Origin of the sequence: Nitrososphaera sp. (assembly GCF_050748925.1) — an archaeon.
Classification (GTDB): Archaea; Thermoproteota; Nitrososphaeria; order Nitrososphaerales; family Nitrososphaeraceae; genus Nitrososphaera.
Genome location: NZ_JBOGQF010000102.1, coordinates 1 through 6,493 on the forward strand (window position 1 = coordinate 1; position 6,493 = coordinate 6,493).

Below are 6,493 nucleotides of genomic sequence, written 5' to 3' on the forward strand. Positions count from 1 at the left end.
ATCATCGGAGTCATCCTCGGGCTTGCGATATTCGGGCTTGGCGTGGCAAAGGGCGTAGGGACTGCAAGGGCCGAGACAGTGATCGCAAGGTAGCCTCCTCTTTTTTTCTTTTTTTCTCTTTCGTGCTTGTGTGCCATGCGCGCACAGGGAACAAAGTTACGTGCCATAGGTAAACAATCGTTAAAATAAAAAATCGATATTCTCTATCCATGGCAAAACTTGTCAGCAAAAAAGTGCTCGTGCCAGCAGTTCTGGCAGTAGCAGTCGCCCTCGTGGTGCTCGCGGTGCCGCAGGCAATAGCTACCTCTGACCGGATGGCAGAAATGCCCAGGATTAACGGCACGATAAACGCAGGAGAGACGATGAAGGACTTTATCAACGACAACCTGAAGGTGACGCTCTCGCAAGCGTCAGAGACCGCCGCAAAGCAGGTAGAAAACGGCGTCGTGGTGGGCGGCCACCTTGGCGTGGCGCAGGGGTACCTGGTGTACACGCTCTACGTCATAGACCCGGACGACCAGACAAAGCGCATGGTCATAGTGGACGCGGGCAGCGGCGAGGTCCTGCATGCTTCAGAGCCGGGACAGATGGGCTCGTTTGGAGAACACGGGTACGGCCCCTGGATGGGGCACGGATTTGGCCACTGGAACGGGTTCGGTCCTTGGAATGGCCACGGGTCTGGCGGCGGCATGTGGCACCAGGGGATGATGCGCTAGTGCAGCGCTCTTTTTTTCTTTCCGGCTGGTCAGAAGACGTATCAGGCCTGCTGAGGGTCCTTGGCAGGCGCTGGACGCTGCAGATATTGAGTAGCCTGAGCGCCAATGGGACGCTCCGCTTTGTAGAGCTAAAGGGCATACTCGGCGTCAGCGGCACGGTGCTGTCAGAGCGACTATTGGAACTGGAGCACGAGGGGCTCGTGGCAAAGGCCACCATGGGGTACAGCCTTACTTCCAGGGCCGTGGAGCTGGAACGCCTTCTGCGTGGCGTAAAGGGGTAGATTTTTAACCCCGTAAAGAGCATCAATCTTGGTTTTTAACTTAGGCAAAAGAAAAGTTCTGAACGAATCGCAGTTGAAGGAAATGGTGATGCCGGGCGAGGGCCAACTATTTGGAAGGGTCATAAAACTCGTGGGCGGCGACAACATCATCGTAAAGTGCACGGACGGCAAGGTGAGGACCTGCCGCATTAGAGGAAAGATCAAGAGGAGGATGTGGATCAGGGACAACGACCTGGTCATTATCGCGCCGTGGGATTTCCAGTCTGACAAGGCCGACATCATCTGGCGCTACATTGCAGCTCACGCTGAAAAGATCAAGCAGGAAGGCCGCTTGGCCGGGCTTGAGGCATAACGGCACGATCGAAAATGACAGATAAAAAGACGTTTAGAGAGCTTGGTCTGGACGAGAGCGTCAACAGGGCGCTCAAGGAAAACGGCCTTGAAGAGCCTTTCCCAATCCAGGCGGCGGCCATACCTCTCGTGCTGCAGGGCAAGGACGTGGTAGGTCAGGCGCACACGGGGACGGGCAAGACTGCGGCTTTTGCGCTGCCACTCCTGACCATGATAAAGAGCAACAGGCCGATGCAGGCGCTGGTGCTGGTCCCGACGAGGGAACTCGCGGTCCAGGTCACAAGCGAGATACAAAAGTTTTCAAGATACACGCAGACAAAGACGGTCCCGATTTACGGCGGCCAGAGCTTTGGCCTCCAGCAGGACAAGATAAGGAGGGGCGTTCAGATAATCGTCGCCACGCCGGGCAGGCTCATAGACCACGTCCGGAGGGGCACCATAAGGCTCGAAGGGGTCAAGTTCCTGGTGCTCGACGAGGCGGACAGGATGCTCGACATGGGCTTTATCGACGACATCGAGTTCATACTTTCACGCACGGACAGGAACGGCAGGCAGACCATGCTGTTTTCAGCGACCATGCCGCCAGAGATCCTCCGCCTCGCCAAGGAGCACATGAAAAAGGGCAACACCCATGAAGTCAGGCTCAACACCGAGGAAGTCTCGCTCAAGAACATTGAACAGTCGTACCTGATGATAAGCGAGCAGGAAAAATTCGTCCGGCTCGTCGACATCATGCGGCCTGTCAAGGAGCAGATGATAGTGTTTGCTGCTACCAAGAGCAGGACGGACAGGCTTGCGCGCGAGCTGAGGCAGGAAGGGTTCAGGGTATCTGCCATCCACGGCGACCTTCAGCAGAAACAGAGGGACAGCGTCATGCAGAGGTTCCGCAATGGTGGCGACAACATACTGGTCGCGACGGACATTGCCGCCCGGGGCATAGACGTGCCGGCAGTGGGCCTCGTCATCAACTATGACGTCCCCATCGACCCGGACACATACTTCCACCGCATAGGCAGGACGGCTAGGGCGGGCGCGGAAGGCAGGGCGATAACGCTCGTCACGCCCGAGAGGTCGCCGGACTTTCAAAAGATACTGCGGCAGGCCAAGGCGCCCCTTGCAATGCTGAACGAGTCGATGGGCATCGCCGTCCCGGCCATGAGGCACGGCAGGCCAGGCTTTTATGGCGGTAGGGGCAAGGGCGGGAACAGGCGCAACTTTAGGAGAAGGTAGCTACTCCAGCCTCTTGAAGCAGGACTTGCAGTAAAACTCGACCTTGTCGATGTACTCCATCTTTCTCGTGACCTTGTAGTAGGCCTGCCTGTCGCACATCCTGCAATAGACGTCCCTTGGAAGGGGAGCATAAGAGTAAGGAGCCCTAGGAGTCTTTATCGGCTCGTCGAACTTTTCGACGGCGAGCCGGGAATTGCCCCTTTTCACATCTATCCTTGCATTTGCGCCATATTAAATGGATCCCGGTTTATTACCCCGGTCGTTGGATAATGCACGTGGCAAGCAACGACGAGCACGTCATAAAATGCAGCATCTGCGGGAGGGGCCTGATAGTAAAGGACACGGTCAACAACGGGATCGCGTTCCTCAGCCACCTGAAGATAGACCATGGCATCACCTTCATAACGCAGCAGATGACAGAGCCAAAAACAAAGACAAAGGGCATCGGCCAGTCGTACGAGACGGTCAAACAGTAGTGATGCAAAATCATCCTGTGCAGGCATAAAGGTTAAACGTGGCTTGCAACTTTACTTTGTCTCGGGTAGAGTTTTGTGGTGGAGGATAACGAGCAAGAAAAATTTTTCCGTGAGAGGTATTCCGAGGAGCTCAAGAAGAAAAAGCGCGACGAGCTGGACGACGAAAGGAAGAAGGTGAACCAGCAGGGGATGAAGACGCCCGGCAGAAGGGGCGAGCTCATCAAGCACGAAGAGATCGACAAAGAGATCGTAAGGCGCTACAGCATGAAGCAGAACTGATTCAGGGCGCGCCCAGCGCCTTGGTAAATATCCTGGAATACGTGTAGCCAGACCCTCCGGCCTCGCTCTTTTTCAGGTGTATCTTGTCTATCAGGTCAGAGCCAAACGACTTGCCGCGGTATTTTGCAAGCGCCTTGCCCATCTCCAGCCGGCCGGCCCTTGCGTGAAACACCGGGACGTGCGGGATAAAGGGCTTGTCCGGCTCCAAGTCGATTTCCCCCAGCTTTTTCGCCACCCTGCTTGACAGCGCAGACAGCCTGGCAGCGCCCTCCCCGTCCACGCCGACCCAGATCTTGTCAGCAGAATCCAGATCCGGGTGGCCTCCTATGCCGGTATAGGTAATCCTGAACGGCTCAAAGCGCAGCTCTGACAGTTTTGACTTTATCCTGTCGACCGTGCCGCCTTCCGACTCGCCGATGAACATGAGGGTGAAATGCAGGTTCTGCTTTTCCACCGGCCTCACTTCGTCTGGGCTCCAGCTTTCAGACTCGGCAATGTCCTGCTGCAGTTTTATGATGCCGGCCTTGCTCGACACGTCGGCGGCGACAAATAGGCGCACGGCATGGGATGGCGGCGTCCCTAATATCTTGCATTGCGCGGGTTTACGGCTGCCATAAAAAGGCGGAGAGCGCGCCGGCTCCCCGGCTGCGATGGCTTATGGCTCGTGTGTTATCTTCCACACTACGCCCGTGTGCGGCACCGTCGGAGGGACGATGTTGCCCCAGTCCACGAGATAGAGCGCGGTGTCGCCGTTGCTGTCGTGGAATTTCACGTCTGTCGGGCTGAAAGCAGTCGTCGGCGCCTTGAGCGTCAGGAATTCCGAAATATCCCCGTTGGTGATGTCGACGGTCGACACCTTGTACCTGTGGGCAACAAACAGCTTGCCGTCATGGAACGTGACGTCGACTATAGGGGCGTGAACCCAATGTCGGCAAGCACCGAAACGTCCCCGCTGTTATTGATTTTTAGCATGCGCGGCACCTCGGTGAGCATCGTGAACGGGTACCCCGCCTCTGCCACGTACTTGTTGCCCTTGTCGTCAAACGTGACGCTGTCGGGGGCGGTGAGGTTCCACGCTACCGGCTCGATCCTGTAGCCGTCCGGCAGCTTTATGTTAGAGGTGCCAGGAGGCTTGCCAGAGTTAATGAGAGAGACGCCGGGCGGTTTCTGCATTTTGTCATCAAGCGGGCAGCCAAGGTTGTTTGCAGTGTCCAGCGCGTTTTTGGCCGCCTTGACGTCGCCGTCGGCCGCCGTCTGCACGATGCTCTTGAATGCCGTCGCAGGCTCTATGTAGTCGAGCTTGTCAACGCCGTAATAGACGTTAAAGACTGCCGCTCCCAGCTGCCGGTAAAACATCTCGGCGTCGCTGGCGCCTGCCAGCTGAAGCGCCCCGTCGTTTGTAATGTTTTCATACTTGTCAAATGCTGGATAATTGTCAAGGTTTATGCCTGTGATTTCCTGCACCGCGTTGTGGACGTTGATGCCAGCGACCTGCTTTGCCCTGGCCTCAGTATCCAGCGCCTTTTTCCAGAAATCAGGGGAACACCCCTCCGTGCCGTTCCACGCCCAAGAACTTGAAAGCGTCAAAAGAACCATCCCGCTAACGATTACCGCGCCGACCGCGACTCCGAGAATGACCTTTGCCATCCATTGTATTGAGGGCAGGCCGTATAACCGCCCGCAGCCCAGAAAATGAAATAAATTGTCTGCAATTTGCCCAGCAATTCGCGCATGGGCACGTGAGCTCCTACAAAACGACGCGGGCTTTGGATACAACTCTTCCATATTAAATTGCAGCCGATTCTGTTGCTGTAGAGTCTAGCATCTAAACAGCTACAGGACGCTGTATTCTGTAGATTGTTACACGATGGGGGCAAATGCACCGCAAAGCATGGCATAACAGCAGCGACGGGATAGCAAAGAGCAATCAGAGGGACGAGACCTTTACTTTTACAGTCCACCACAAATCAAGGCCGCGAGCCTCGCATACAAGCAAATGATCGCTTGAAATACGATTTGATAAAAAAAGAAAAAGGTGGAAGGCGATCTATCTTTGCCTGTGCCTCTCCCCTTCCTCATTTGACCTGCTGGTCGCTTCCCGTGACGCCTGCTCAAACGTGCCGGTAAAATTCGTGGTTACCCTTGCCAGCTCTTTCGCGTTGTCCCTGGCATAGTTCATCGACGTCTTTGCAGCCTCCATGTTTGCAAACATCATGTTATTTCCAATCCTTGCCATCGCTATCGTGGCGTCTGCAAAGCTGCTTGCCATCCTGGTATACATGTCTGCCGTCATCCGTGGCGATATTATTTGCATCCCCCACCATGACTGCATCTGGTTCATGTTCTGATTCCAGACTGACTGCATCGAATTTATCACCTGCTTCTGGGAGTCCAGGTAGCTTTCGGCAATCTGCCTCGACGCGTCTATCGTGTCGTTCTGGTATTCCTTTACCACCTGGTTGTATTTCGGGATCTCTTGCCTTGCCTCTTCTACAGCCGCCCTGATGTTATCCTTGGTTTCATCGATGGAACGGATGACTGATTCCTGCTGTTGCTGCAGGCCCTGCGGATTGTTGGTGTCGGACCTTGCTGTTCCCTCGTTTTTCTCGTCTTTTCTTGAAGCCATGCTGTTAGCTCAAGCTAATGTTTTATCAGAGTTTTGTCAGCATGTTATGTACCAAAGTAACGAGAATTAGAGACACGATATTGATCGGTGATAGTCATATTGACATTGCAGCACCGTTGGCTATTTGCCTGATACCAGATTGTCTCTAGCGGCGTCTAGGTGATTGCTTCATTTTACTGGCAGGACATATCAGAATGCTACAGTGAGATATACGATGAGGGACCGGAGTGGATGCGGGTCAAGGAGAGTCATACGCCACTAGCAGCCACACAGCCTCGTTCCGGCCCCTGCTGGTTTCAGCAGATCCAGATGCACGGTTTTGGGATTAATGCGCAGATCCCGTTTTTCATTCTCTGCAATGAGAGTATGTGTCAATCCAAAAGAATGATGCAAAACCCGCCCAACCCAGTTTTTCTATTCTTTATGGTACCTTGGAGGGTTCTGGCATACCCGGAACTCTCGAAAAATCTTTTCAGCGTTTTCGGGCTGCGCCCTGACGGTATCCCTCATGATTGTCTGTACCTGACCAAGCGT

At 54.6% G+C, this 6,493-nt stretch carries 11 protein-coding genes; 6 read left to right on the top strand and 5 right to left on the bottom strand.

Annotated features, from left to right (window positions below):
* Positions 1–209 precede the first annotated feature (209 nt).
* From ACREAY_RS08805 to ACREAY_RS08820, 4 genes are all read left to right on the top strand, one after another.
* Positions 210–716 (top strand): PepSY domain-containing protein, encoded by a 507-nt coding sequence (locus ACREAY_RS08805; protein ID WP_431755400.1) that lies wholly within the window; start codon positions 210–212, stop codon positions 714–716.
* Complete coding sequence (locus ACREAY_RS08810) at positions 716–997, top strand: winged helix-turn-helix transcriptional regulator (protein WP_431755401.1); 282 nt, start codon at positions 716–718, stop codon at positions 995–997. Before ACREAY_RS08805 ends, ACREAY_RS08810 begins: the two co-directional genes overlap by 1 nt.
* A gap of 82 nt (positions 998–1,079) precedes the next feature.
* A complete protein-coding gene (locus ACREAY_RS08815) occupies positions 1,080–1,349 on the top strand; it encodes a translation initiation factor eIF-1A (RefSeq protein ID WP_431755410.1) in 270 nt (89 codons plus the stop codon).
* A 14-nt stretch (positions 1,350–1,363) separates the two neighbouring features.
* Complete coding sequence (locus ACREAY_RS08820) at positions 1,364–2,578, top strand: DEAD/DEAH box helicase (protein WP_431755402.1); 1,215 nt, start codon at positions 1,364–1,366, stop codon at positions 2,576–2,578.
* Here the strand turns inward: ACREAY_RS08820 and ACREAY_RS08825 are convergent, their stop codons facing one another.
* Positions 2,579–2,785, bottom strand: coding sequence for a hypothetical protein (locus ACREAY_RS08825; protein ID WP_431755403.1), 207 nt, complete (start codon positions 2,783–2,785; stop codon positions 2,579–2,581).
* Between the two features lie 62 nt (positions 2,786–2,847).
* Between ACREAY_RS08825 and ACREAY_RS08830 the strand changes: the two genes are divergently transcribed.
* Together ACREAY_RS08830 and ACREAY_RS08835 are read left to right on the top strand one after the other, a co-directional pair.
* Complete coding sequence (locus ACREAY_RS08830) at positions 2,848–3,054, top strand: hypothetical protein (protein WP_431755404.1); 207 nt, start codon at positions 2,848–2,850, stop codon at positions 3,052–3,054.
* A 75-nt stretch (positions 3,055–3,129) separates the two neighbouring features.
* Positions 3,130–3,333 (top strand): hypothetical protein, encoded by a 204-nt coding sequence (locus ACREAY_RS08835; RefSeq protein WP_431755405.1) that lies wholly within the window; start codon positions 3,130–3,132, stop codon positions 3,331–3,333.
* A 1-nt stretch (position 3,334) separates the two neighbouring features.
* Here ACREAY_RS08835 and thpR read toward each other — a convergent pair whose 3' ends face one another.
* The 4 genes from thpR to ACREAY_RS08855 all read right to left on the bottom strand — a co-directional run bounded on the left by thpR (position 3,335) and on the right by ACREAY_RS08855 (position 5,959).
* Positions 3,335–3,892 carry an RNA 2',3'-cyclic phosphodiesterase gene (gene thpR, locus ACREAY_RS08840; protein ID WP_431755406.1) on the bottom strand — a complete coding sequence of 186 codons (558 nt, stop codon included), beginning with the start codon at positions 3,890–3,892 and terminating at the stop codon, positions 3,335–3,337.
* A 96-nt stretch (positions 3,893–3,988) separates the two neighbouring features.
* Positions 3,989–4,189, bottom strand: coding sequence for a hypothetical protein (locus ACREAY_RS08845; RefSeq protein ID WP_431755407.1), 201 nt, complete (start codon positions 4,187–4,189; stop codon positions 3,989–3,991).
* A gap of 50 nt (positions 4,190–4,239) precedes the next feature.
* Positions 4,240–4,980, bottom strand: a complete 741-nt coding sequence (locus ACREAY_RS08850) for a hypothetical protein (protein WP_431755408.1) — start codon at positions 4,978–4,980, stop codon at positions 4,240–4,242.
* A 400-nt stretch (positions 4,981–5,380) separates the two neighbouring features.
* Positions 5,381–5,959, bottom strand: a complete 579-nt coding sequence (locus tag ACREAY_RS08855; protein WP_431755409.1) for a hypothetical protein — start codon at positions 5,957–5,959, stop codon at positions 5,381–5,383.
* Positions 5,960–6,493: the final 534 nt, after the last annotated feature.